This window comes from Pseudomonas sp. HMSC067G02 (assembly GCF_001813485.1).
GTDB classification, from domain to species: domain Bacteria; phylum Pseudomonadota; class Gammaproteobacteria; order Pseudomonadales; family Pseudomonadaceae; genus Pseudomonas; species Pseudomonas aeruginosa.
Window position 1 is genome coordinate 1 of sequence record NZ_KV812657.1, and the last position, 20,191, is coordinate 20,191.

Below are 20,191 nucleotides of genomic sequence, written 5' to 3' on the forward strand. Positions count from 1 at the left end.
CCTTCTCCAGCAGCTCGGTGCGCTTGCCGCCCCAATCGCCGAGCATCCATTTCGAGTTCGGGGAGAACGCCTCGGCGGCGTGCGCCGCGCTCCCCAAGCCCAGCGCTCCAAGGGCAAACAGGCAGCCAACGGTCCTGGCGGCCGGTCTGGTTTTCTTGTTCTTGTACATTTCCAGCGTCCTCGTGGTTGTGGTCTAGGCAGTACGAAAGGATTCAGGAGTTCTTCTGGCGATTGCCGTTCAAGGCGGTGACCTTCTCCGCCGCCACGCCCGCCGTGCGCACGGCCACGCGCTCGCCGCTCTGCGCGTCGAACAGCAGGACCCGCGCGGGATCGAAGCGCAGGCTCATGCCGCTGCCCGCGGCCGGCGCGACGTCCGGCGCCAGGCGGCAACAGACCTTGACCTGGTTGACGGTGACGAAGACCAGGGTGTCCGGCCCGGTCGGTTCGAGCACCTCGACCTCGGTACGCAGGTCATGGGCAGCGCTGCCATCGCCCAGGGCGATCTGCTCGGGCCGTACGCCGAGGATCAGCTCGCCCCCCTCCTCCAGGCCAGGCTCCAGGCTCAGCGGCAGTTCGATACGGTCCTGGCCGCTATCGAGCAGGCCGGTCCAGCGTCCGTCCCGGCGCTGCAGGCGCAACGGAATGAAATTCATCGGCGGCGAACCGATGAAGCTGGCGACGAACAGGTTGGCCGGGTCGTTGTAGATCTGCTGCGGCGTGCCGAACTGCTGGATGACGCCGTCCTTCATCACCGCCACCTTGTCGCCGAGGGTCATGGCCTCGATCTGGTCGTGGGTGACATACACGGTCGTGGTCTTCAGCCGCTGGTGCATCAGCTTCAGCTCGGTGCGCATTTCCACCCGCAGCTTGGCATCGAGGTTGGACAGCGGCTCGTCGAACAGGTAGACCTTGGGCCGCCGCGCCAGCGCCCGGCCCATGGCCACCCGCTGCTGCTGGCCGCCGGAGAGCTGCGACGGCTTGCGTTCGAGCAGGTGCTCGATCTGCAACAGCCTGGCCACCCGCGCCACCTCCTCGTCGATGGCGGCCTGGGGCATCTTGCGGATCTTCAGGCCGAAGGCGATGTTCTCGCGCACGCTCATGGTCGGATACAGGGCGTAGGACTGGAAGACCATGGCGATGTCGCGGTCCTTGGGGCTCATGCCGCTGATGTCCTGGCCGTCCACCAGGATCGCACCGCCGGTGATGCTCTCCAGTCCGGCGATGCAGTTCATCAGGGTCGACTTGCCGCAGCCCGAGGGCCCGACGAGGATCAGGAATTCGCCGGAGTCGATCTTCAGCCGGATGTCCCTGAGGGTATCGGCCAGGCCGCTGCCGTAGCTCTTGTGCAGGTTGCGCAGTTCGAGGGTTGCCATGTTTCGTTCGTCTCCGGGGTCAGCGACCCGTCTCAGCCTTTCACGGCGCCGGCGGTGAGGCCGCGCACGAAGTACTTGCCGGCCAGTACGTAGACCACCAGCGTGGGCAGCGCGGCGATCATCGCCGCGGCCATGTCGACGTTGTATTCCTTGACCCCGGTGGTGATGTTCACCAGGTTGTTCAGGGCCACGGTGATCGGTTGCGAATCGCCGCTGGCGAACACCACGCCGAACAGGAAGTCGTTCCAGATCTGGGTGAACTGCCAGATCAGGCAGACCATCACGATGGGCGTGGACATCGGCAGCAGGATGCGCAGGAAGATGGTGAAGAAACCGGCGCCGTCCAGGCGCGCGGCCTTGACCAGGGCATCCGGGATCGCCACGAAATAGTTGCGGAAGAACAGCGTGGTGAAGGCCAGGCCGTAGATCACGTGGACCAGCACCAGGCCACTGGTGGTATTGGCCAGGCCGAGCTTGCCGAGGGTGAAGGACATCGGCAGGAGGATCACCTGGAACGGCAGGAAGCAGCCGAACAACAGCGCGCCGAAGAACAGCTGGGAACCGCGGAAGCGCCACATCGACAGCACGTAGCCGTTCAACGCGCCGATGAAGGTGGAGATCAGCACGCCGGGCACGGTGATCAGCACCGAGTTCCAGAAGAACGCGCCGACGCTGTCCCAGGCCTTGAGCCAGCCGATGACGGTGAAGGTGTCGGGCAGCGACAGCAGGTTACCGGTGCGGATGTCGTCCGGCGTCTTGAAGCTGGTCAGCAGCATCACCAGCAGCGGCACCAGGTAAAGCGCGCAGGCGCCCCAGAGGGTCAGGTGCACGGCCAGGCGGCTGACGCTGAAGGTCGGGTTCAGGGACGCGTCACGCATGGCGCTTGCCTCGCAGTTCGGAATACAGGTAAGGCACCACGATCGCCAGCACCGCGCCGAGCATCAGCATCGCGCTCGCCGCGCCGAGCCCCATCTGGCCACGGGTGAAGGTATGCGCATACATGAACATCGCCGGCAGGTCGGAGGAATAACCCGGCCCGCCGGCGGTCATCGCCGCCACCAGGTCGAAGCTCTTGATCGCGATATGGGCGAGGATCATCAGCGCGCTGAAGAACACCGGGCGCAGGCTCGGCAGGACGATGCGCAGGTAGATGGTCGGCAGGCTCGCACCGTCGACCTGGGCGGCGCGCACGATGGCCGGGTCGACCCCGCGCAGGCCGGCGAGGAACAGCGCCATGACGAAGCCGGAGGCCTGCCACACGGCGGCGATCACCAGGCAGTAGACGACCCGCTCCGGGTCCACCAGCCAGTCGAAGCGGAAACCTTCCCAGCCCCAGTCGCGGAGCAGCTTGTCCAGGCCCAGGCCCGGATTGAGCAGCCACTTCCAGGCGGTGCCGGTGACGATCATCGATAACGCCATGGGATACAGGTAGAGGGTGCGGATGAAGCCTTCACGGCGGATGCGCTGGTCCAGCAGCACTGCGAGGAACACTCCGAGCACCAGGCAGATGGCGATGAACGAGCCGCCGAAGAGCAGCAGGTTCTTGCTCGCCACCCACCAGCGGTCGTTGTCCCACAGGCGCTGGTACTGGCTCAGCCCGGCCCACTTGTAGCTGGGCATGAAGCGCGAGTTGGTGAAGGACAGCAGCAGCGTCCAACCGATGTAGCCATACATGCAGAACAGCACCACGACCACGCTTGGCGCCAGCACCAGCTTCGGCAGCCAGCCTTGCAGGCGATCGAGCGGCGAGACGCGACGAGGCGCTACCGGAGCCGTGGGATAGACAGGGGAATTGGTCGCCATGCGTTTTCTCGCGTGCGAAGGAACCCACCCGTGCCGCTCGGCGGCACGGAGCCAGTCGGGAGGATCGAGCGGAGCCCAGGCCGGGCTCCGCGCCAGGGACTTACTGCGCCGCCGCCTCGATGGCGGCCGCCAGTTGCTGGGCGGCCTTCTGCGGGTCCGCGGCGGGGTCGTTGAAGAAGTTGGTCACCACGTCGAAGATCGCCCCCTGCACGTAGCTGGAAGCGGCCATGCTGTGGGCCATGCTCGGCACCAGGTTGCCGTCCTGGGAAGCCTGCTTGAAGTCCTTCATCGACTGCTGGGCGCAACTGTCGAACGGCGCCATGTCGGCGTCCAGGCGAACCGGGATGGAGCCCTTGTTGAGGTTGAAGTCCTTCTGGAAGGACGGATCGAGCACGCTGCGCGCCAGGTCTTCCTGGGCCTTGCGGTTCTCCGCGTTGCTCAGCTTGAACATCACCAGCGAGTCGATGTTGTAGTCGAAGGCCTTCTGCGTGCCGGGGAACGGCAGGCACTGGTAGTCCTTGCCCGGCACCTTGCCGGCGGCGGTGAATTCGCTCTTCGCCCAGTCGCCCATGATCTGCATCCCGGCCTTGCCGTTGATCACCATCGCCGTGGCGGCGCTCCATTCGCGACCGGCGGCGTCGGCATCGACGTAGCCGCGGAGCTTCTTCAGCGCGGCGAACACCTCGACCATCTGCGCTCCGGTGAGGGTCGCCTTGTCCTGTTCGACGAAGGCCTTGCGATAGCCTTCCGGACCCATCTTGCTCAGCACCAGGTTCTCGAACACGGTGCCGTCCTGCCACGGTTGGCTGCCATGGGCCAGCGGCGTGAAACCGGCGGCCTTGAGCTTGTCGGCGGCGACGAACAGTTCGTCGAGGGTGGTCGGCGGGGTGGCGCCGGCCTTCTTGAACACTTCCGGGTTGATGTAGAGCCAGTTGACCCGGTGTACGTTGATCGGCACAGCTACGTAGTCGCCGTCGTACTTCATGATCTGCGCCACCTGCTTCGGCAGCAGGCTGTCCCACTTGCCTTCGGCGGCCACCGCGTTGAGGTCGGCGAGCAGGCCCAGTTCGCCCCACTCCTGGATATCCGGCCCCTTGATCTGCGCCGCGGCCGGCGGATTGCCGGACACCGCGCGGGTCTTCAGCACGGTCATCGCCGCCTCGCCGCCACCGCCGGCCACGGCGAAGTCCTTCCAGGTGTGGCCCTTGGCTTCGACCAGCTTCTTCAGGGTTTCGGCGGCGCGCTTCTCGCCGGCGGAGGTCCACCAGTGCAGCACTTCGACTTCGCCGGCCTGGGCCAGCAGCGGGGAGAGACAGAGGGAGGAAAGACAGATGACGGCAGAGAGGCGACGGATCGCATTCATGAGGAAAACCTTCTTCTTGTTATTCGGAGCAAGTCTGCGCTTGCAATGCTTCGAGTCTATTCAAGCGTTCTGCGTCGCGGGTAACGAAGCGATCCGGGTTTGTCACGGAGTGGTTACATTGGGATTGAGGCAGAGCAGGAAAATCTGGACTTGAACTCGGCAAGGCGGTTTCGCGACAGAAACCTCCTACAACACGAGAATGACCTCCAGCACCACCTCCCTGCGCGCCAGCACGTTGTCGTTCCAGAACCGCAGTACCCTGAACCCCGGCTCTCCAGCCAGGCATCGGCCGGCGAACCCACATGCTGCCCGCCATCCAGTTCGATCACCAGCATCCGCTCATGACAGACGAAATCGACGATGTACGGCCCGAGAACCTTCTGCCGACGAAACTTCAGCCCGAGCAATCGATGCCCGCGCAAACACCGCCATAGCGCCCGCTCCGCCTCTGTCTGCGGCTGCCGCAGAACACGGGAGAACCTCGTGCCTACCTGCCTCGTTCAAGGGCCCGCCAAGCCAGCCCATCACTCCAGCCCCAGGCGCGGCAAGCGCAGGCTGACCCGCAGGCCGCCCTCGCGACGGTTCTGCAAACTGACTTCGCCGCCATGGGTGTGCGCGATGTTGCGCGCGATGCCCAGGCCCAGCCCGTAACCCTGCCCTCGCGGAGACAGGCGGAAGCGCGGCTCGAAGATCTGTTCCAGGCGCTGCTCGGGCACGCCGGGGCCGTCGTCGTCGACGTGCAGCACCACCGCTTCCGGCCCGTCCTCCAGGCTCAGGCGGGCGCGTTCGCCGTATTTCAGCGCATTGTCCAGCAGGTTGCCGATACAGCGCTTGAGCGCCAGGGGCTTGCCCGGATAAGGCTCCGCGGCGCGACCGACGACCTCCACCCGGCCATCGGCCAGGTAGGGCTCGGCGATGTGCTGGAGCAACAGGTTGAGGTCGACCGGCTCGACGTTCTCGTGGATATCGGTGTCCTTCACGCACTGCAGCGCGCCCTTCACCAGCAGTTCCAGCTCGTCCAGGTCGCGCCCGAACTTCTCCTGCAAGCGCTCGTCCTCGAGGAGTTCTACCCGCAGGCGCAGGCGGGTGATCGGCGTGCGCAAGTCATGGGAGATGGCGCTGAACAACTGTCCGCGCTCGTTCAGGTAGCGGTCGATGCGCTCGTGCATGGTGTTGAAGGCGCGCGCCACCTCCACCAGTTCGCTGGCGCCGCGTTCCTCCAGCGCTGCCGACGGACTGCCCAGGGCCAGGTCGCGGGCGGCGCGCGCCAGGCGCTTGAGCGGACGGCTCTGCCAATGCATCAGCAAACCGGTGAAAAGCAGCAGCAACAGGCTGGTGAAAACGATCGAGAGCACCTGCTGCGGTTGCAGTCCCTCGGGTTCCAGGCTGACGTACGGCGCCGGCATCAGGCTGGCGATGTACAGCCACTCGCTGTCGCCGATGCGGATCTGGGTCACCAGCACCGGCGGGTTCACCGGCTCCAGGGTCAGCGCGTAGTGCGCCCAGGAACGCGGCAGCTCGTCGAGCTTCAGCGCGCCGTTGAACAGGCGCAGCTCGTCGGGACTGACGAATTCGACCTGCAGCTCGACCTCCTTGCCCAGGCGTTGATGCAACACGTCCTGGACGATCTCCAGCACCGCCTGCTTGTTCGGCGTGTCCGGCAGGGCACGCATCTCCAGCGGCCGGTCGTTCAGCGAGACGAAGAAGCGCGTACCGCCCATGCTGCGCAACTGGTCGAGCACCAGCGGACGGTAGCCGAGCGGCAGGGAACGGAAGTAGCTGACGCTGGCCGCCATCGAGTAGGCCAGGCTGCGCGAGCTGGTGAGCAGGCCCTCGCGCTGGCTGGAGCGCAGGTGCGACAGCCAGAACAGGCTGGAAAGCCCTTGCGCGACCAGCACCGCGAGCAGGGTCAGGAGCAGCATGCGCCCGAGCAGCGAGCGCGGCACCGGCGACCAGCGCCGCCGTTCGCTCATGGCTGCAGGTGCGGCCGCACCTGCGCCGCCAGCAGGTAGCCACTGCCGCGCACGGTCTGGATCAGCCGCGGCGCCTTGCCGGTGTCGCGCAGGCGCTGGCGCAGGCGGCTGACCGCCATGTCGACGATGCGCTCAAGCGGCAGCACCTCGCGGCCGCGGGTGGCATTGGCGATGGTGTCGCGGTCGAGGATCTGCTGCGGATGGTCGAGGAACAGCTTGAGCAGGGCGAAATCCGCGCCGCTGAGGAAGAACTCCTCGCCGTCCTCGTGGAACAGTCGGTGGCTGACCGTGTCCAGCCGCCAGTCCTCGAAAGCCAGTACGTCGCCACCGCGCACCTGGGTGAACTGCGCGCGGCGCAGCAGGGCCTTGATCCGCGCCAGCAGCTCGCGCGGGCTGAACGGCTTGCCCAGGTAGTCGTCGGCACCCAGTTCCAGGCCGATCACCCGGTCGGCCTCGTCGGAACTGGCGGTGAGCATGATGATCGGCATGCAGGCCAGGCGCTGGTGGGAGCGAATCCAGCGACAGAGGCTGAAGCCGTCCTCGTCCGGCAGCATCACGTCGAGGATCGCCAGGCTCGCCTCCTCCTCGCACAGCGCCTGGCGGAAGTCGGCGCCCCGCGAGACGCTGCGGACCTGGAAGCCGGCGCGGCTCAGGTAGGTCTCCAGCAATTCGCGGATCTCCTGGTCATCGTCCACCAGCAGGATCGATCGTCCGTTCGCGCTCACGAGGCTCCTCCTTATGCGGTTGCTCGACGCCGACTCAGCCCTCGGCGTCCAGGGCCTGCTGCAGGGCGACGCCGGCGCCGAGCAGGCCCGGATGTTCGGCGGTCATGACCCACACCGGTACGTCCTGCAGGTAAGCGCCACTGGTCTTGCCACGGCTGGCGAAGGCCTCGGCGAAACCGCTGGCGATGAAGCGCTCGAGGAAACGCGGGACGATGCCGCCGGTAATGTAGACGCCACCGAGCGCGCCGACGGTGAGCACCGCGTTGCCGGCGACCCGCGCCAGCCACAGGAAGAAGTGCTCCAGCACGGCGTCCGCCTGGGCGTCGCCGGCCATGGCCAGGGCACCGACTTCCGCCGCACTGCTCGCGCGGACGGCGACCCCGTCCAGGGCACAGCTGATTTCATAGAGGGCGAGCAGGCCGTTGCCGGACAGTGCGCGCTCGGCGGAGACGTGTCCGTAGCGCGCCTGCAGGCCCTGCCAGAGCGCGAAGTCGCGCGGCGAAGTGACCGGCAGGTCGACATGCCCGCCCTCGCAGGGCAGCACTTCCCAACGTCCCCCGCCCAGCGGCAGCAGGCTGCCGACGCCAAGGCCGGTGCCGGGACCGATGATCAGCCGGGCGCGATCCGCCTGGGCGCTGCCGGCCCGGACCTGCACCAGCTCGTCCGCGCCCAGCCGCGAGGCGGCCCAGGCCATGGTGCTGAAGTCGTTGACCAGCAGCAGGTGATCCAGCCCCAGCTCCTCGCGGAACGCGGCGCGATTGATCACCCAGTGGTTGTTGGTGAAACGGAAATCGGCCGCCCCAACCGGACCGGCGCAGGCCAGGCAGACCGAGTCGATGTTCGCCACCGATTCGCCGATCCGCGCCAGGTAGTCGCGCACGGCCAGTTCAGGCCGTGGGTAGTCGGCGCAGGCGAGCACCTCGATGGATTCCAGGCGCTGCCCGCGCCAGAGCGCGAAACGCGCATTGGTGCCGCCAATATCGCCGACCAGGCCGAGGCCGCCGGCGCTTCTCTTGTTGTCGTTATTCATCGTCGTTGAACCGCAATGCCCCGCGCCAGGGCGGGACGGTCGGCAGATGTTGCCGGAGAGACAGCCGCCAGCCAAGCGCCGGCGGACATCGACCTATCAGAATCAGCGCCAGCCGTTGAGGCTCTCGGTAAAGCTGCAGGCGCCCTCTTCCGCGCTGCTCATGGCGTTGCGCATGAAGGCGAACAGCTCGCGGCCGCAACCGAGATTGCCGTCCTGCGGCGCCGGCTCCAGGCTGCGCGCCTGCCATTCGGCGTCGTCGACCAGCACCCGCAACTCGCCGTTCACCCCATCCACCCGTACCCGGTCGCCGTCGCGCAGGCGCGCCAGGGGACCGCCGGCGATGGCTTCCGGACTCACATGGATGGCCGCGGGCACCTTGCCCGACGCCCCGGACATGCGCCCGTCGGTGACCAGCGCCACCTTGAAGCCACGATCCTGCAGGACCCCGAGGAACGGCGTGAGCTTGTGCAGCTCCGGCATGCCGTTCGCCCGCGGGCCCTGGAAACGCACCACGGCGACCAGGTCGCGCTCCAGCTCGCCGGCCTTGAAGGCCGCGGCCAGGCTGGCCTGGTCGTGGAAGATCCGTACCGGCGCCTCGACCACCTGGTGTTCCGGCGCCACCGCCGAGACCTTCATCACGCCGCGACCGAGGTTGCCCTCCATCAGGCGCAAGCCGCCTTCGGCGGAGAACGGCTTGTCCAGCGGACGCAGGATGGCTTCGTCGAGACTCCGTTCCGGCCCTTCGCGCCAGACCAGCCGGCCATCCTCGAGGAACGGCTCGCGGGTGTAGCGGCGCAGGCCGGGGCCGGCGACGGTCTGTACGTCCTCGTGAAGCAGCCCGCCGTCGAGCAGCTGGCGGATCAGGAAGGACATGCCGCCGGCCGCCTGGAAGTGGTTGATGTCGGCCTGGCCGTTCGGATAGATGCGCGCCAGGGTCGGCACCACATGGGACAGCTCGGACATGTCCTGCCAGGTCAACTGGATGCCCGCCGCCTGGGCGATCGCCAGCAGGTGCAGGGTGTGGTTGGTCGAGCCGCCGGTGGCGAGCAGCGCCACCACCGAGTTGACGATGGCCTTCTCGTCGACGATCTCCGCCATCGGCACGTAGTTGCCGTTCTCAGGGGTCAGCCGGCTGGCCTGGCGCGCCGCTTCGCGGGTGAGTTCGTCGCGCAGCGGGGTGTTCGGGTTGACGAAGGAGGCACCGGGCAAGTGCAGGCCCATCACCTCCACCAGCAACTGGTTGGTATTGGCGGTGCCATAGAAGGTGCAGGTGCCGGGTGCATGGTAGGAGGCCATTTCCGAGGCCAGCAGCTCTTCGCGAGTGGCCTTGCCCTCGGCGAACAGTTGGCGCACCGCGGCCTTTTCCTTGTTGGAGATGCCGGTCGGCATCGGCCCGGCCGGGACGAACACGGTGGGCAGGTGGCCGAAGCGCAGCGAGCCGATCAGCAGGCCCGGCACGATCTTGTCGCAGACGCCCAGGCACAGCGCCGCATCGAACATGTTGTGAGACAGCGCGATGGCGGTGGACATGGCGATCACGTCGCGGCTGGCCAGCGACAGTTCCATGCCCGGCTCGCCCTGGGTCACCCCGTCGCACATGGCCGGCACGCCGCCGGCGAACTGGCCGACCGAACCGATCTCGTGCAGCGCCTGTTTTATAAGCCCCGGAAAGCGCTCGAACGGCTGGTGCGCCGAGAGCATGTCGTTGTAGGCGGAAACGATGGCCACGTTGGCCTGGTTCATCAGCCGCAGGGTCTGCTTGTCGCTTTCGCCACAGGCCGCGACCCCGTGGGCGAGGTTGCCGCACGGCAGGGTGCCGCGGTGCGGCCCCTTGCTGGCCGCCGCCCTGACCATCTCGAGGTAGCGTTGGCGAGTGGCCGCGCTACGGGCCTGGATGCGGCGGGTGACTTCGAGCACACGAGGGTGCATGGCAGATTCTCCTACAGACTATCAATTGTTGTTTTTACAACATAATCATCGGTTGAAGGATGTTTACTTTTCTTTCTGGACGAAATGTAATGGTTTTTACCACAACAATAGAAAAGAGACGACCTCATTATGACTATCCGCCTGGCCATCAACGGCTTCGGTCGCATCGGCCGAAACGTTCTTCGCGCCCTGTATACCGGCCACTACCGCGAACAGTTGCAGGTAGTGGCGATCAATGACCTCGGCGACGCCGCGGTCAACGCCCACCTGTTCCAGTACGACAGCGTCCATGGACGCTTTCCCGGCGAGGTCGAGCACGATGCCGAAAGCCTGCGGGTGATGGGCGACCGCATCGCCGTCAGCGCCATCCGCAACCCGGCGGAACTGCCCTGGAAGAGCCTCGGCGTGGACATCGTGCTCGAGTGCACGGGGCTCTTCACCAGCCGCGACAAAGCCGCCGCCCACCTGCAGGCCGGCGCCGGCAAGGTGCTGATCTCGGCGCCCGGCAAGGACGTCGACGCCACCGTGGTCTACGGCGTCAACCACGAGGTGCTGCGCGCCTCCCATCGGATCGTCTCGAACGCCTCCTGCACCACCAACTGCCTGGCACCGGTGGCCCAGGTGCTGCATCGCGAGCTGGGCATCGAGCACGGCCTGATGACCACCATCCATGCCTACACCAACGACCAGAACCTCTCCGACGTGTACCACCCGGACCTGTACCGCGCACGTTCGGCGACCCAGTCGATGATCCCCACCAAGACCGGCGCCGCCGAGGCGGTCGGCCAGGTCCTGCCGGAACTCGCCGGCAAGCTTACCGGGCTGGCGGTGCGGGTGCCGGTGATCAACGTGTCGCTGGTCGATCTCACCGTGCAGGTGGCCCGGGATACCAGCGTAGACGAGGTCAACCGCCTGCTGCGCGAAGCCAGCGAGGGCTCTCCGGTGCTCGGTTACAACACCCAGCCGCTGGTGTCGGTGGATTTCAACCACGACCCGCGCTCGTCGATCTTCGACGCCAACCACACCAAGGTAAGCGGCCGGCTGGTCAAGGCGATGGCCTGGTACGACAACGAGTGGGGCTTCTCCAACCGCATGCTGGACAGCGCCCTGGCGCTGGCCGCCGCCCGCGACTGACGCGCCTCAGCGGAACTTGCGCCGACCGCGCGCCTGCAACGCCAGCAGGCGCAGGTCGGCCTCGGCGAGGATCAGTCGCTGCTCGGCCTTGTCCGCGCGCTTCCAGGCACGGATTTCCTGGCGCGTACGCCCGCAGCCACGGCACACGTCGGCATCGAACTCACAGATATTGATGCAAGGACTTTTCAAGCGTTCCCCCTTTTTCGGCGCGGACCGCAACCGGTCCTCGCCCGTCACTTCACGACAGGCGGCGGGCCGGCGTCCAGGAGGAAATGACTATCGGGCCGATCGAGCGGCCCGCGGTCACTCGGCCTCGGCGTCGCGCAGACTTTCGTAGGCAGGCGCGGCATAGATGCCGGCCTCGACGCAGAGCGCCATGACCCGCGGCAGGTCCTGGGTATAGACCAGCACCGCCTGCAACTCGTCGTCCAGCGGCTCGCTGAAATCCACCAGCACGTAGCCGCCCTTTTCCGGATACATGCTGCTCAGTTGCACCTGGATACGGTTGAGGGCGACCAGCGGCTCGGTCTTGAGCAACTGCTTCGGCTTGATGTTGAACGCCACGTCCTTGCCGAAGGAGGCGACGATCCGGGCGAACAGCTCGGCATAGGTATCGGCCTGGAACAGCACGATATCCGGCAGGCTACCGACCACCACCCACTCGCCGAGCGGGATCGGGAAGCTGTCGTCGTAGTTGATGTCCGGGTTGGCGGCGAGGAACCCTGCCGGATCGGCGTAGGCCTGGGCCGCCTCGTCGGCGATCCGCCGGATCTCCTCGGCGCCCATGCAGCCGGTGCTGATGAGGGTGATCAGTTCGTTCAGGGTCTCTTTCATGGGGAGTTCCAGGGTCGATGAAACGGAGCGGGCCGGCCTCGCCGGCGCGGCCGGATGAATTCTACAGGGTGGAACGACGGTCAGCGGCGCGGCCAGTCATCGTCGGCGTCCAGTGCCTCGCGCTCCTCGCGCATGGCCTCCGCCAGGGCGCGCTCTTCGTCATCGGGATCGGCGCCCGCGACAACCTCCGCGACGGCAGGCTCGACGGCTTGTTCCGCGGCCACGGGAATCGGCCCAGCCGCTGGCTCGGCGGACTCGTCGCCCTGCACCGAGGGCTCCGGAGGGTCGAGCAGGTCGTCGAAGTCGGTCTTCAAGCCCTGCTCCATCTCGTCCAGTTCCAGCAGCAGGCTGCGGAAGCTGGTTTCCTCGCGCGGTTTCTCCGGCTCGCCGGCCTCCCCCTCGATCTCCTCGAGGCTTTCCCCGGCCTCGGCGATGGCGCGATCGGCCAGGGCCTGGATCGAGGCGGGAATCGCATCCTCGTCGAGTTCGTCGCGCGGTGGCTGCGCCGCGGGCGCCACTTCGACCGGCGGTTCCGGCTCGGGCTCCATCTCGCGCAGCGCCGACAGCGGCGGCAGCTCGTCGAGGCTCTTCAGGTTGAAATAATCGAGGAACGCCTTGGTAGTCGCCAGCATCGCCGGGCGCCCCGGCACCTCGCGGTAGCCAACGATGCGGATCCACTCCCGCTCCATCAGCGTCTTGACGATCTGGGTGTTCACCGCCACGCCGCGGATCTCCTCGATCTCGCCACGGGTGATCGGCTGGCGGTAGGCGATCAGCACCAGGGTTTCCAGGAGTGCGCGCGAATAGCGCTGCGGACGCTCCTCCCAGAGGCGGCCGACCCACGGCGAGAAACGCTCGCGAATCTGCAGGCGATACCCGGACGCGACTTCCTTCAGCTCGAAGGAACGCCCCGCGCAGGACAGCGCCAGGATCGCCAGGGCGTCGCGGAACTGCCCCGGTTCCGGCCGCTCGGCCTCGTCGAACAGCTCGGCCAGGCGCTCCAGCGACAGCGGCTTGCCGGCCGCGAGGAGGATGCCTTCGAGCAGGGTGGCGAGTTCGTGGGGATCGGACAGGTTCATCGTCGCAACGGATACCGGAGCCAGGAAGAGGGAAAGATAGCGGAATCGGGCATGCAGCTTAACAGGCCACGGCAGGCAGCGAAGCCGGAAGCTCGGAAAAGCTGACCGTCCGCAGGGTGACGAACGGCCAGCGGCGCGGCGCGATCACTCGAAATCGTCTTCCAGGGCTTCCTCCAGGGTTTCGCCTTCCTCCGCTTCGCGGGCTATCCGCAGGCGCACATGGATGGCGCCGAAAGCCTCGTTCTGCACCAGTTCCACCATCTGCTCCTTGACCAATTCGAGGATCGCCATGAAGGTGACCACCACGCCGAGCTTGCCCTCCTCCAGGGTGAACAACTGGATGAACGGCACGAAGGCACCGCCTTTCAGGCGCTCCAGCACTTCGCTCATGCGTTCGCGGGTGGACAGTACCTCGCGGGTCACCTGGTGGCTCTCGAACAGGTCGGCGCGGCGCAGCATCTCGCCCATCACCAGCATCAGCTCCTGCAGCGCCAGCTCCGGCAGCAGCTTGCGCGCCCGCGCCTCGGGAGCAGCCACCGCCGGCACCAGCACGTCGCGGCCGACCCGGGGCAGTTCGTCGAGGTCTTCGGCGGCCTTCTTGAACCGTTCGTACTCCTGCAGGCGGCGGATCAGCTCGGCCCGCGGATCTTCCTCTTCCTCCTCGGCTTCCGCCGAGCGCGGCAGCAACATGCGCGACTTGATCTCCGCCAGCATCGCCGCCATCACCAGGTACTCGGCCGCCAGCTCCAGGCGCACCGCCTTCATCAGCTCGACATAGCCCATGTACTGGCGGGTGATTTCCGCCACCGGGATATCCAGGATGTCGATGTTCTGCTTGCGGATCAGGTACAGCAGCAGGTCGAGCGGGCCCTCGAAGGCCTCGAGGAAAACCTCCAGCGCGTCCGGCGGGATATAGAGGTCCTGCGGCAGCTCGGTGACCGCCTCGCCGTAGACCAGCGCCAGTTGCAGCGGCACCCGCTCGGCGGCGGGTTCGGCTGGAGGGGTGTCGGCGTTGGCCGGGTTATCGTCCTGCATCGGTAGGCTCGTGGTGGGCGGATTCGGGCGGCGCTCAGGCCGGCTGCATGAACGGCGCCGGATCGCCGCAACCCACGCGGATCACTTCGGGATCGGTGTCGGTCAGGCTTATCACGGTGGAGGCCTCGCCGCCGCCATAGCCCCCGTCCACGATCAGGTCGACCTGGTGTTCCAATACCTGGCGCATTTCATAGGGATCGTTCAGCGGCTCGCCGCTGCCGGGCATGATCAGGCTCACGCTCATCAGCGGTTCGCCTAGCTCCTCCAGCAGCGCCCGGGCGATCGGACAGTTCGGCACGCGCAGGCCGATGGTGCGGCGCTTGGGGTGCAGGAGCATGCGCGGCACCTCGCGGGTGGCGCTGAGGATGAAGGTGTAGGGACCGGGGGTGTGCGCCTTGAGCAGGCGGAACAGACCGGTGTCGACCTTGGCATAGACCCCCAGCTCGGAAAGGTCGCGGCAGACCAGGGTGAAGTTGTGCTTGTCGTCCAGTTGGCGGATGCGGCGGATGCGATCCACCGCGGTCTTTTCGCCGATGCGGCAGCCCAGGGCATAGGACGAGTCGGTGGGATAGACGATCACCCCACCCTGGCGGACGATTTCCACCGCCTGCTTGACCAGCCGTGGCTGGGGATTTTCCGGATGGATCTGGAAGAACTGGCTCATTCGGCCCCCTTGGCTTCGGAATGACGTTCGGTATCGCGAAAATGCCTGGCGAAACGCGGCCACATGGCCGGAAGGTCCTCTGGAACCGCACGGTACATGCCCAGTTCGGACCAGTCGCCCGGCGCGTGGAAATCGCTGCCGGCGGTGACCATCAGGCCGAACTCGCGGGCCAGGATCGACAGGGTACCGACCTGTTCGGCCGGCTGCACGCCATTGACCACCTCGATGGCGTGTCCGCCGGCCTGGAGAAAGTCGGCGACCAGGCGCCGGCGCTTGGTCCGGGTGAAATCATAATGGTACGGGTGCGCCAGGCTGATCCAGGCGCGCGCCTCGCGCAGGCAGCCGACCACTTCCTCCAGGGTCGGCCAGTGCTGCTTGACGTCTCCCAGCTTGCCGGCCCCCAGCCACTTGCGGAACGCGTCGGCGCGATCCTTGACCCAGCCGCCCTGGACCAGGAACTCGGCGAAATGCGGCCGCGCCGGCGCGTTGCCGCTATCGCCCAGGGCCCGCTGGATCGCCCGCGCGCCCTCCAGCGCCCCGTGCATACCCTTGGCCGCCAGCCGTCGGTCGATTTCCTCGGCGCGCGCCCAGCGGCCGCGGTGCAGGGCTTCGGTGGCCTGGCGCAGGGGAGCGGCGTCGAGGTCGAAACCGTAGCCCAGCACATGGATGGTGGCGCCACCCCAGGTGCAGGACAGCTCGACGCCGTTGACCAGTTCGATACCGACTCGAGCGGCCGCCTGGTGGGCTTCCGGCAGGCCTTCCAGGGTGTCGTGGTCGGTCAGCGCCAGCAGCCCGACGCCTTTCTCGTGGGCCCGCTGCACCAGGGCGGCGGGCGCGAGAACGCCATCGGAGGCGGTACTGTGGCAATGCAGATCGACACGCATGGCTGAATCCTGATTCCAGTGAAGAATGGTGATGAAGCAACGCCGATTCGCTGCCTCGCGGTATCGAGACGTACCGTTCATGGGTCCGGGGAGCCTGCTCCACCTGGCGAATGCGCCTGCGGCACAGGCCTGACGCATTCGGAAAGACAGGATGACTGTTTCAGAACATCCAGAGGTTGCTATTATGCCGCTTCAACCGTGTCCTGACTGCCACCATGAAGCAATTCATCGATTTCATCCCACTGATCCTGTTCTTCATCGTCTACAAGATAGACCCTCAGAACGTCGAGTTCGCCGGGTTCAATCTGAGTGGCATCTACGGCGCGACCGCGACCCTGATCCTCGCCTCGGTGATCGTCTACGGCGCCCTCTGGCTCAAGCACCGCCACCTGGAAAAGAGCCAGTGGTTCACCCTCGGCGCCTGCCTGGTCCTCGGCGGCCTGACCCTGGCCTTCCACGAGGACACCTTCCTCAAATGGAAGGCGCCGCTGGTCAACTGGCTGTTCGCCCTGGCCTTCGCCGGCAGTCACTTCATCGGCGACAAGCCGATGATCCAGCGCATCATGGGCCATGCCATCCAGTTGCCGCAGGGCCTCTGGGTGCGCCTGAACATCGCCTGGGTGGTGTTCTTCCTGGTGTGCGGCTTCGCCAACCTGTACGTGGTCTTCACCTATCCGAACTTCTGGGTGGACTTCAAGGTGTTCGGCAGCCTCGGCATGACCTTGCTGTTCCTGATTGGCCAGGGCCTGTTCCTGGCTCGCCACCTGCACGACGCCGATACCGGCGAAAAGCCCAAGGACTGACATGCTCTACGCGATCATCGCCCGTGACATCCCCGCTTCCCAGGAACGCCGCCTGGCCAGCCGCCCGGCCCACCTGGCCCGCCTCGAACAGCTGAAGGAAGAAGGCCGCCTGGTACTCGCCGGCCCGCACCCGGCGATCGACAGCAACGACCCGGGCGCCGCCGGCTTCACCGGCAGCCTGATCGTCGCCGAATTCGATTCCCTGGCCGCGGCGCAGAGCTGGGCCGAGGCCGACCCCTACCGGGCCGCCGGGGTGTATGCCGAGGTGGTGGTCAAGCCGTTCAAGAAAGTCCTGCCCTGAGGCAGTCGCCGGGTACCGGCGGCCGGCCCGGTCGCCCTCCCGGCAAACGTTTTCGCACCGGACGCCGCTTTCCGGTGCCCGCCGCAGCGCAACCAGGCCGGTCCGGCGCTTTCGCCGAGCCGGAAGGGCGAACCGGAAGACAGTGCAATCCGTCGCTTCATCGGTACAAGGAGTCATGATGCGTCCATCCACTGCCCATTGCCTGCTGCTGAGCCTGAGCCTGGGAGCTTCCCTGGCCCAGGCCGAGGAACCCGCGCCAGCACCGATTCCAGCCGCGCAGCCTTCCATTGCGCAGGCTACCGCCGAACTGGAGCGCCGCCTGGTGGAAACGGAACGCCAGCGCGACGAACTGGTCAGTCGTATGCGCCAGGAGAACCGCCAGCTGCGCGAGCAGTTGCAGGCGGCCCAGGCGCAGCGGCAACCGCCGCTGCTCACAGAAGAGCAGACCTGGTATGTCGCCGGCGCCGCCACCGCCCTGCTCGCGTTCGTCCTCGGCGCCCTGAGCCGCGGCCGCCGGCGACAGCGACGCGAATGGATCAATTGAGCGACACCCGATGAGCGAACTGCTGTTGATCGACGATGACCGGGAGCTCTGCGAGCTGCTCGGTACCTGGCTGGTCCAGGAAGGTTTCTCCGTGCGTGCCAGCCACGACGGCGCCCAGGCCCGTCGCGCCCTCGCCGAGCAGACGCCGGATGCCGTGGTGCTCGACGTGATGCTGCCGGACGGCAGCGGCCTGGAACTGCTCAAGCAACTGCGCGGCGACCATCCCGACCTGCCGGTGCTGATGCTGTCCGCCCGCGGCGAGCCGCTGGACCGCATCCTCGGCCTGGAACTGGGCGCCGACGACTACCTGGCCAAGCCCTGCGACCCGCGCGAACTCACCGCACGGCTGCGCGCCGTGCTGCGGCGAACCCACCCGGCGCAGCCCAGCGCGCAGATGCAACTGGGCGACCTGTCGCTGAACCTGACGCGCGGCGTGGCACAGATCGACGGCCAGGAGATCAGCCTGACCCTTTCCGAAAGCCGCATCCTCGAAGCGCTCCTGCGCCAGCCCGGCGAACCGCTGGACAAGCAGGCCCTGGCGCAACTGGCGCTGGGCCGCAAGCTGACCCTCTACGACCGCAGCCTGGACATGCACGTCAGCAACCTGCGCAAGAAGCTCGGCAGCCACCCCGACGGCAGCCCGCGCATCCTCGCCCTGCGCGGCCGCGGCTACTACTACAGCCACTGAGCGGGTTTCGTCAGCCCGCCGACACAGGGTCTTTACCCAAGCTTTACCCAGGGCTGACCGCGCTTGACCTTGACCTCCCTAGACTGGGCTCATCCGGTAAATGGCCGGACCCAGAAAGGAGAAACACCATGCGCAAGACGCTAACCGCCCTGTTCATCGCCGCCGCCCTGCCGACCTTCGCCATGGCCGCGCCCGCCGCCAACGACCTGCCGCCCCCGCCGATGGAAGGCGGCCACATGATGGGCCAGCACGGTCCCCGGCATGGCGGCCCGATGAAGGAACTGAACCTGACCCGCGAACAGCGCCAGCAGATGGGCAAACTGATGGGCGAACAGATGAAGGCCCGCCACGAGATCACCCAGCGCTACCTGGCCAAGCTGCCGGCGGCCGAGCAGAAGGCCCTGAAGGACGAACTCAAGGCCAGCCACGAGAAGACCCAGAAGGACATCCGCGCCCTGCTCACCCCCGAGCAGCAGAAGAAGTTCGACGAACTGCAGAAGAAGCGCGAGCAGCGCAAGGCAGAGTGGGCCGAATTCCAGCAATGGAAGGCCGACAAGAAGTCCAACTGACGTCCGAGCCACCGCTACCGGGTCCTCCGGTAGCGGTCTTCCGACCAGCCGGAATCGCATATCCTAGGGGTTTACCCACGCGGCCGGCCCGACATGCGATTCAACAGGAAAACCATGCGTTCACTCTTCTGGCGAATCCTCGCCGCCTTCTGGCTGGCCCTGCTGCTGGTAGCCGGGCTTTCCATCCTGCTGGGTCGCGCGCTGAACCAGGACACCTGGATCATCGCCCGCCATCCCGGCCTGAAGGATCTCGCCGAGCAGTGGACCGCCCTCTACGAAGAACAGGGCAGCTACGCGGCCCAGGGCTTGCTGGAGCAACGCCGCCGCGACTACGGGATTTCCATCCAGGTGCTCGACGAAAGCGGCCAGCGCCTGGTCGATGGCACCTACCTGCCGCGCCCCCGCCACCGCCCGCCGCGCACCAGCGACCGCAACCTGCCGCGCTTCCCCTGGCGCCAACTGAGCCAGGAATACGTCAGCCCGCAGAGCAACCATACCTATCTGTTCATCTACCGCATCCCGCACCCGGAGCTGGAGGCCTGGCACCGCGGCAGCCTGCTCTGGCCGCTCAGCGCGCTGGGCATCGCACTGGTGGTGCTGACCCTGTTCAGCCTGCTGCTAACGCTGTCCATCACCCGTCCGCTGAACCGTCTGCGGCGCGCCGTGCACGACCTCGGCCAGACCACCTACCAGAAGGACAGCCTGGCCCGCCTGGCGCGGCGCGGCGATGAACTGGGCACCCTGGCGCGTGATTTCAACCGCATGGGCGAACGCCTGCAAAGCCTGATCGGCAGCCAGCGACAGTTGCTCCGCGACGTGTCCCACGAACTGCGCTCGCCGCTGGCGCGCCTGCGCATCGCCCTGGCCCTGGCCGAGCGCGCCGAACCGCAAGCGCGGGCGCAGATGTGGCCGCGCCTGGAACAGGAATGCGACCGCCTGGAAGCACTGATCGGCGAGATCCTCGCCCTCGCCCGGCTCGACGCCGAACCCGGCGCGAGCCAACGGATCGCCCTGCTGCCGCTGCTCCAGCGGCTGCGCGAAGACGCCCTGCTGCTGGCTCCGGAACAGGATATCCGCCTGGAAGTGGCGCCTGACCTGAGCATCGACGGCTGGCCGGACATGTTCGAACGCGCGGTGGACAACCTGCTGCGCAACGCCGTGCGCTTCAACCCCGTCGGCCAACCCCTGGAGGTGCGTGCCAGCAGCGCCGGCGACTACCTGCGCCTGAGCGTCCGCGACCATGGGCCAGGCATCGCCGTCGAACTGCAGGAGCAGTTGGGCGAACCGTTCTTCCGCGCACCCAACCAGAGCAGCCCGGGACACGGCCTGGGCCTGGCCATCGCCCGCCGCGCCATCGAGCGCCACGGCGGGCACCTGCGCCTGGGCAACCATCCCGACGGCGGCTTCATCGCCACCCTCAGCCTGCCGCTACGGCGCAAGGCGACCGAATGACGCCGCGC

22 protein-coding genes and 2 pseudogenes are annotated in these 20,191 nt (G+C 67.0%); 7 read left to right on the forward strand and 17 right to left on the reverse strand.

Annotation, left to right across the window (positions count from 1 at the left end):
- From HMPREF2914_RS32345 to edd, 11 genes and pseudogenes are all read right to left on the reverse strand, one after another.
- Positions 1-169, reverse strand: a pseudogene (locus tag HMPREF2914_RS32345) (porin); the annotation flags it as partial.
- Between the two features lie 43 nt (positions 170-212).
- A complete protein-coding gene (locus HMPREF2914_RS10445; protein ID WP_019485242.1) occupies positions 213-1,373 on the reverse strand; it encodes an ABC transporter ATP-binding protein in 1,161 nt (386 codons plus the stop codon).
- Positions 1,374-1,405: 32 nt separating this feature from the next.
- Positions 1,406-2,251: a carbohydrate ABC transporter permease gene (locus HMPREF2914_RS10450; RefSeq protein WP_003111072.1), complete on the reverse strand. Its 846-nt coding sequence runs from the start codon at positions 2,249-2,251 to the stop codon at positions 1,406-1,408.
- Positions 2,244-3,176 carry a carbohydrate ABC transporter permease gene (locus tag HMPREF2914_RS10455; RefSeq protein WP_003091471.1) on the reverse strand — a complete coding sequence of 311 codons (933 nt, stop codon included), beginning with the start codon at positions 3,174-3,176 and terminating at the stop codon, positions 2,244-2,246. The genes HMPREF2914_RS10450 and HMPREF2914_RS10455 overlap by 8 nt, the downstream gene beginning before the upstream one ends.
- A 100-nt stretch (positions 3,177-3,276) precedes the next feature.
- Positions 3,277-4,539 (reverse strand): ABC transporter substrate-binding protein, encoded by a 1,263-nt coding sequence (locus HMPREF2914_RS10460; RefSeq protein WP_003091472.1) that lies wholly within the window; start codon positions 4,537-4,539, stop codon positions 3,277-3,279.
- Positions 4,540-4,725: 186 nt separating this feature from the next.
- On the reverse strand, positions 4,726-4,821 hold the full coding sequence (locus HMPREF2914_RS33150) for a DUF559 domain-containing protein (protein ID WP_347815602.1): 96 nt from the start codon (positions 4,819-4,821) through the stop codon (positions 4,726-4,728).
- 71 nt (positions 4,822-4,892) lie between these two features.
- Positions 4,893-5,006 (reverse strand): annotated as a pseudogene (locus tag HMPREF2914_RS33155) (DUF559 domain-containing protein); the annotation flags it as partial.
- A 57-nt stretch (positions 5,007-5,063) separates the two neighbouring features.
- Positions 5,064-6,485, reverse strand: coding sequence for a two-component system sensor histidine kinase GtrS (gene gtrS / locus HMPREF2914_RS10465; RefSeq protein WP_003130488.1), 1,422 nt, complete (start codon positions 6,483-6,485; stop codon positions 5,064-5,066).
- Between the two features lie 23 nt (positions 6,486-6,508).
- Positions 6,509-7,237 carry a two-component system response regulator GltR gene (gene gltR / locus HMPREF2914_RS10470; protein ID WP_003091475.1) on the reverse strand — a complete coding sequence of 243 codons (729 nt, stop codon included), beginning with the start codon at positions 7,235-7,237 and terminating at the stop codon, positions 6,509-6,511.
- 34 nt (positions 7,238-7,271) lie between these two features.
- Positions 7,272-8,267 (reverse strand): glucokinase, encoded by a 996-nt coding sequence (locus HMPREF2914_RS10475; protein ID WP_003114838.1) that lies wholly within the window; start codon positions 8,265-8,267, stop codon positions 7,272-7,274.
- Between the two features lie 102 nt (positions 8,268-8,369).
- Positions 8,370-10,196, reverse strand: a complete 1,827-nt coding sequence (gene edd, locus HMPREF2914_RS10480; RefSeq protein WP_003091478.1) for a phosphogluconate dehydratase — start codon at positions 10,194-10,196, stop codon at positions 8,370-8,372.
- Between the two features lie 129 nt (positions 10,197-10,325).
- Between edd and gap the strand changes: the two genes are divergently transcribed.
- Positions 10,326-11,330 carry a type I glyceraldehyde-3-phosphate dehydrogenase gene (gap, locus tag HMPREF2914_RS10485; RefSeq protein WP_003111068.1) on the forward strand — a complete coding sequence of 335 codons (1,005 nt, stop codon included), beginning with the start codon at positions 10,326-10,328 and terminating at the stop codon, positions 11,328-11,330.
- 6 nt (positions 11,331-11,336) lie between these two features.
- On the opposite strand, the gene HMPREF2914_RS10490 is transcribed toward gap, so the two are convergent.
- From HMPREF2914_RS10490 to HMPREF2914_RS10515, 6 genes are all read right to left on the reverse strand, one after another.
- Positions 11,337-11,519, reverse strand: coding sequence for a DUF1289 domain-containing protein (locus HMPREF2914_RS10490; protein WP_003091481.1), 183 nt, complete (start codon positions 11,517-11,519; stop codon positions 11,337-11,339).
- Positions 11,520-11,633: 114 nt separating this feature from the next.
- The gene (locus tag HMPREF2914_RS10495) at positions 11,634-12,164 is read right to left on the reverse strand and encodes a hypothetical protein (RefSeq protein WP_003114836.1); all 531 of its coding nucleotides are present in this window, start codon (positions 12,162-12,164) and stop codon (positions 11,634-11,636) included.
- 80 nt (positions 12,165-12,244) lie between these two features.
- Positions 12,245-13,243: an SMC-Scp complex subunit ScpB gene (scpB, locus tag HMPREF2914_RS10500; protein ID WP_023091534.1), complete on the reverse strand. Its 999-nt coding sequence runs from the start codon at positions 13,241-13,243 to the stop codon at positions 12,245-12,247.
- 144 nt (positions 13,244-13,387) lie between these two features.
- Complete coding sequence (locus HMPREF2914_RS10505; RefSeq protein WP_003124353.1) at positions 13,388-14,140, reverse strand: segregation and condensation protein A; 753 nt, start codon at positions 14,138-14,140, stop codon at positions 13,388-13,390.
- 172 nt (positions 14,141-14,312) lie between these two features.
- A complete protein-coding gene (locus tag HMPREF2914_RS10510) occupies positions 14,313-14,942 on the reverse strand; it encodes an L-threonylcarbamoyladenylate synthase (protein WP_003091486.1) in 630 nt (209 codons plus the stop codon).
- The gene (locus HMPREF2914_RS10515) at positions 14,939-15,826 is read right to left on the reverse strand and encodes a PHP domain-containing protein (RefSeq protein ID WP_023091533.1); all 888 of its coding nucleotides are present in this window, start codon (positions 15,824-15,826) and stop codon (positions 14,939-14,941) included. The genes HMPREF2914_RS10510 and HMPREF2914_RS10515 overlap by 4 nt, the downstream gene beginning before the upstream one ends.
- Positions 15,827-16,041: 215 nt before the next feature.
- On the opposite strand from HMPREF2914_RS10515, the gene HMPREF2914_RS10520 reads away from it, so the two are divergent.
- The 6 genes from HMPREF2914_RS10520 (at position 16,042) to HMPREF2914_RS10545 (ending at position 20,183) form a co-directional block, all read left to right on the forward strand.
- Positions 16,042-16,629: a septation protein A gene (locus HMPREF2914_RS10520; protein ID WP_003091488.1), complete on the forward strand. Its 588-nt coding sequence runs from the start codon at positions 16,042-16,044 to the stop codon at positions 16,627-16,629.
- Position 16,630: 1 nt separating this feature from the next.
- A complete protein-coding gene (locus HMPREF2914_RS10525) occupies positions 16,631-16,930 on the forward strand; it encodes a YciI family protein (protein WP_003091489.1) in 300 nt (99 codons plus the stop codon).
- Positions 16,931-17,105: 175 nt separating this feature from the next.
- Entirely contained in the window at positions 17,106-17,474 is a 369-nt protein-coding gene (locus HMPREF2914_RS10530; protein ID WP_003111064.1) for a hypothetical protein, read from the forward strand.
- A gap of 10 nt (positions 17,475-17,484) precedes the next feature.
- Positions 17,485-18,162: a response regulator transcription factor gene (locus HMPREF2914_RS10535; protein WP_003091491.1), complete on the forward strand. Its 678-nt coding sequence runs from the start codon at positions 17,485-17,487 to the stop codon at positions 18,160-18,162.
- Positions 18,163-18,290: 128 nt separating this feature from the next.
- Positions 18,291-18,731 carry a Spy/CpxP family protein refolding chaperone gene (locus tag HMPREF2914_RS10540; RefSeq protein ID WP_003091492.1) on the forward strand — a complete coding sequence of 147 codons (441 nt, stop codon included), beginning with the start codon at positions 18,291-18,293 and terminating at the stop codon, positions 18,729-18,731.
- Between the two features lie 114 nt (positions 18,732-18,845).
- On the forward strand, positions 18,846-20,183 hold the full coding sequence (locus tag HMPREF2914_RS10545) for a sensor histidine kinase (RefSeq protein WP_023091532.1): 1,338 nt from the start codon (positions 18,846-18,848) through the stop codon (positions 20,181-20,183).
- Positions 20,184-20,191 lie beyond the last annotated feature (8 nt).

Coding starts and splice junctions, on each gene's coding strand:
- HMPREF2914_RS10475 (WP_003114838.1), bottom strand. CDS start 8,267: ATGAATAACGACAACAAGAGAAGCGCCGGCGGCCTCGGCCTGGTCGGC.
- HMPREF2914_RS10520 (WP_003091488.1), top strand. CDS start 16,042: ATGAAGCAATTCATCGATTTCATCCCACTGATCCTGTTCTTCATCGTC.
- HMPREF2914_RS10515 (WP_023091533.1), bottom strand. CDS start 15,826: ATGCGTGTCGATCTGCATTGCCACAGTACCGCCTCCGATGGCGTTCTC.
- HMPREF2914_RS10525 (WP_003091489.1), top strand. CDS start 16,631: ATGCTCTACGCGATCATCGCCCGTGACATCCCCGCTTCCCAGGAACGC.
- HMPREF2914_RS10510 (WP_003091486.1), bottom strand. CDS start 14,942: ATGAGCCAGTTCTTCCAGATCCATCCGGAAAATCCCCAGCCACGGCTG.
- gap (WP_003111068.1), top strand. CDS start 10,326: ATGACTATCCGCCTGGCCATCAACGGCTTCGGTCGCATCGGCCGAAAC.
- HMPREF2914_RS10495 (WP_003114836.1), bottom strand. CDS start 12,164: ATGAAAGAGACCCTGAACGAACTGATCACCCTCATCAGCACCGGCTGC.
- HMPREF2914_RS10450 (WP_003111072.1), bottom strand. CDS start 2,251: ATGCGTGACGCGTCCCTGAACCCGACCTTCAGCGTCAGCCGCCTGGCC.
- HMPREF2914_RS10445 (WP_019485242.1), bottom strand. CDS start 1,373: ATGGCAACCCTCGAACTGCGCAACCTGCACAAGAGCTACGGCAGCGGC.
- edd (WP_003091478.1), bottom strand. CDS start 10,196: ATGCACCCTCGTGTGCTCGAAGTCACCCGCCGCATCCAGGCCCGTAGC.
- HMPREF2914_RS10455 (WP_003091471.1), bottom strand. CDS start 3,176: ATGGCGACCAATTCCCCTGTCTATCCCACGGCTCCGGTAGCGCCTCGT.
- scpB (WP_023091534.1), bottom strand. CDS start 13,243: ATGAACCTGTCCGATCCCCACGAACTCGCCACCCTGCTCGAAGGCATC.
- HMPREF2914_RS10530 (WP_003111064.1), top strand. CDS start 17,106: ATGATGCGTCCATCCACTGCCCATTGCCTGCTGCTGAGCCTGAGCCTG.
- HMPREF2914_RS10460 (WP_003091472.1), bottom strand. CDS start 4,539: ATGAATGCGATCCGTCGCCTCTCTGCCGTCATCTGTCTTTCCTCCCTC.
- HMPREF2914_RS10540 (WP_003091492.1), top strand. CDS start 18,291: ATGCGCAAGACGCTAACCGCCCTGTTCATCGCCGCCGCCCTGCCGACC.
- HMPREF2914_RS10535 (WP_003091491.1), top strand. CDS start 17,485: ATGAGCGAACTGCTGTTGATCGACGATGACCGGGAGCTCTGCGAGCTG.
- HMPREF2914_RS10545 (WP_023091532.1), top strand. CDS start 18,846: ATGCGTTCACTCTTCTGGCGAATCCTCGCCGCCTTCTGGCTGGCCCTG.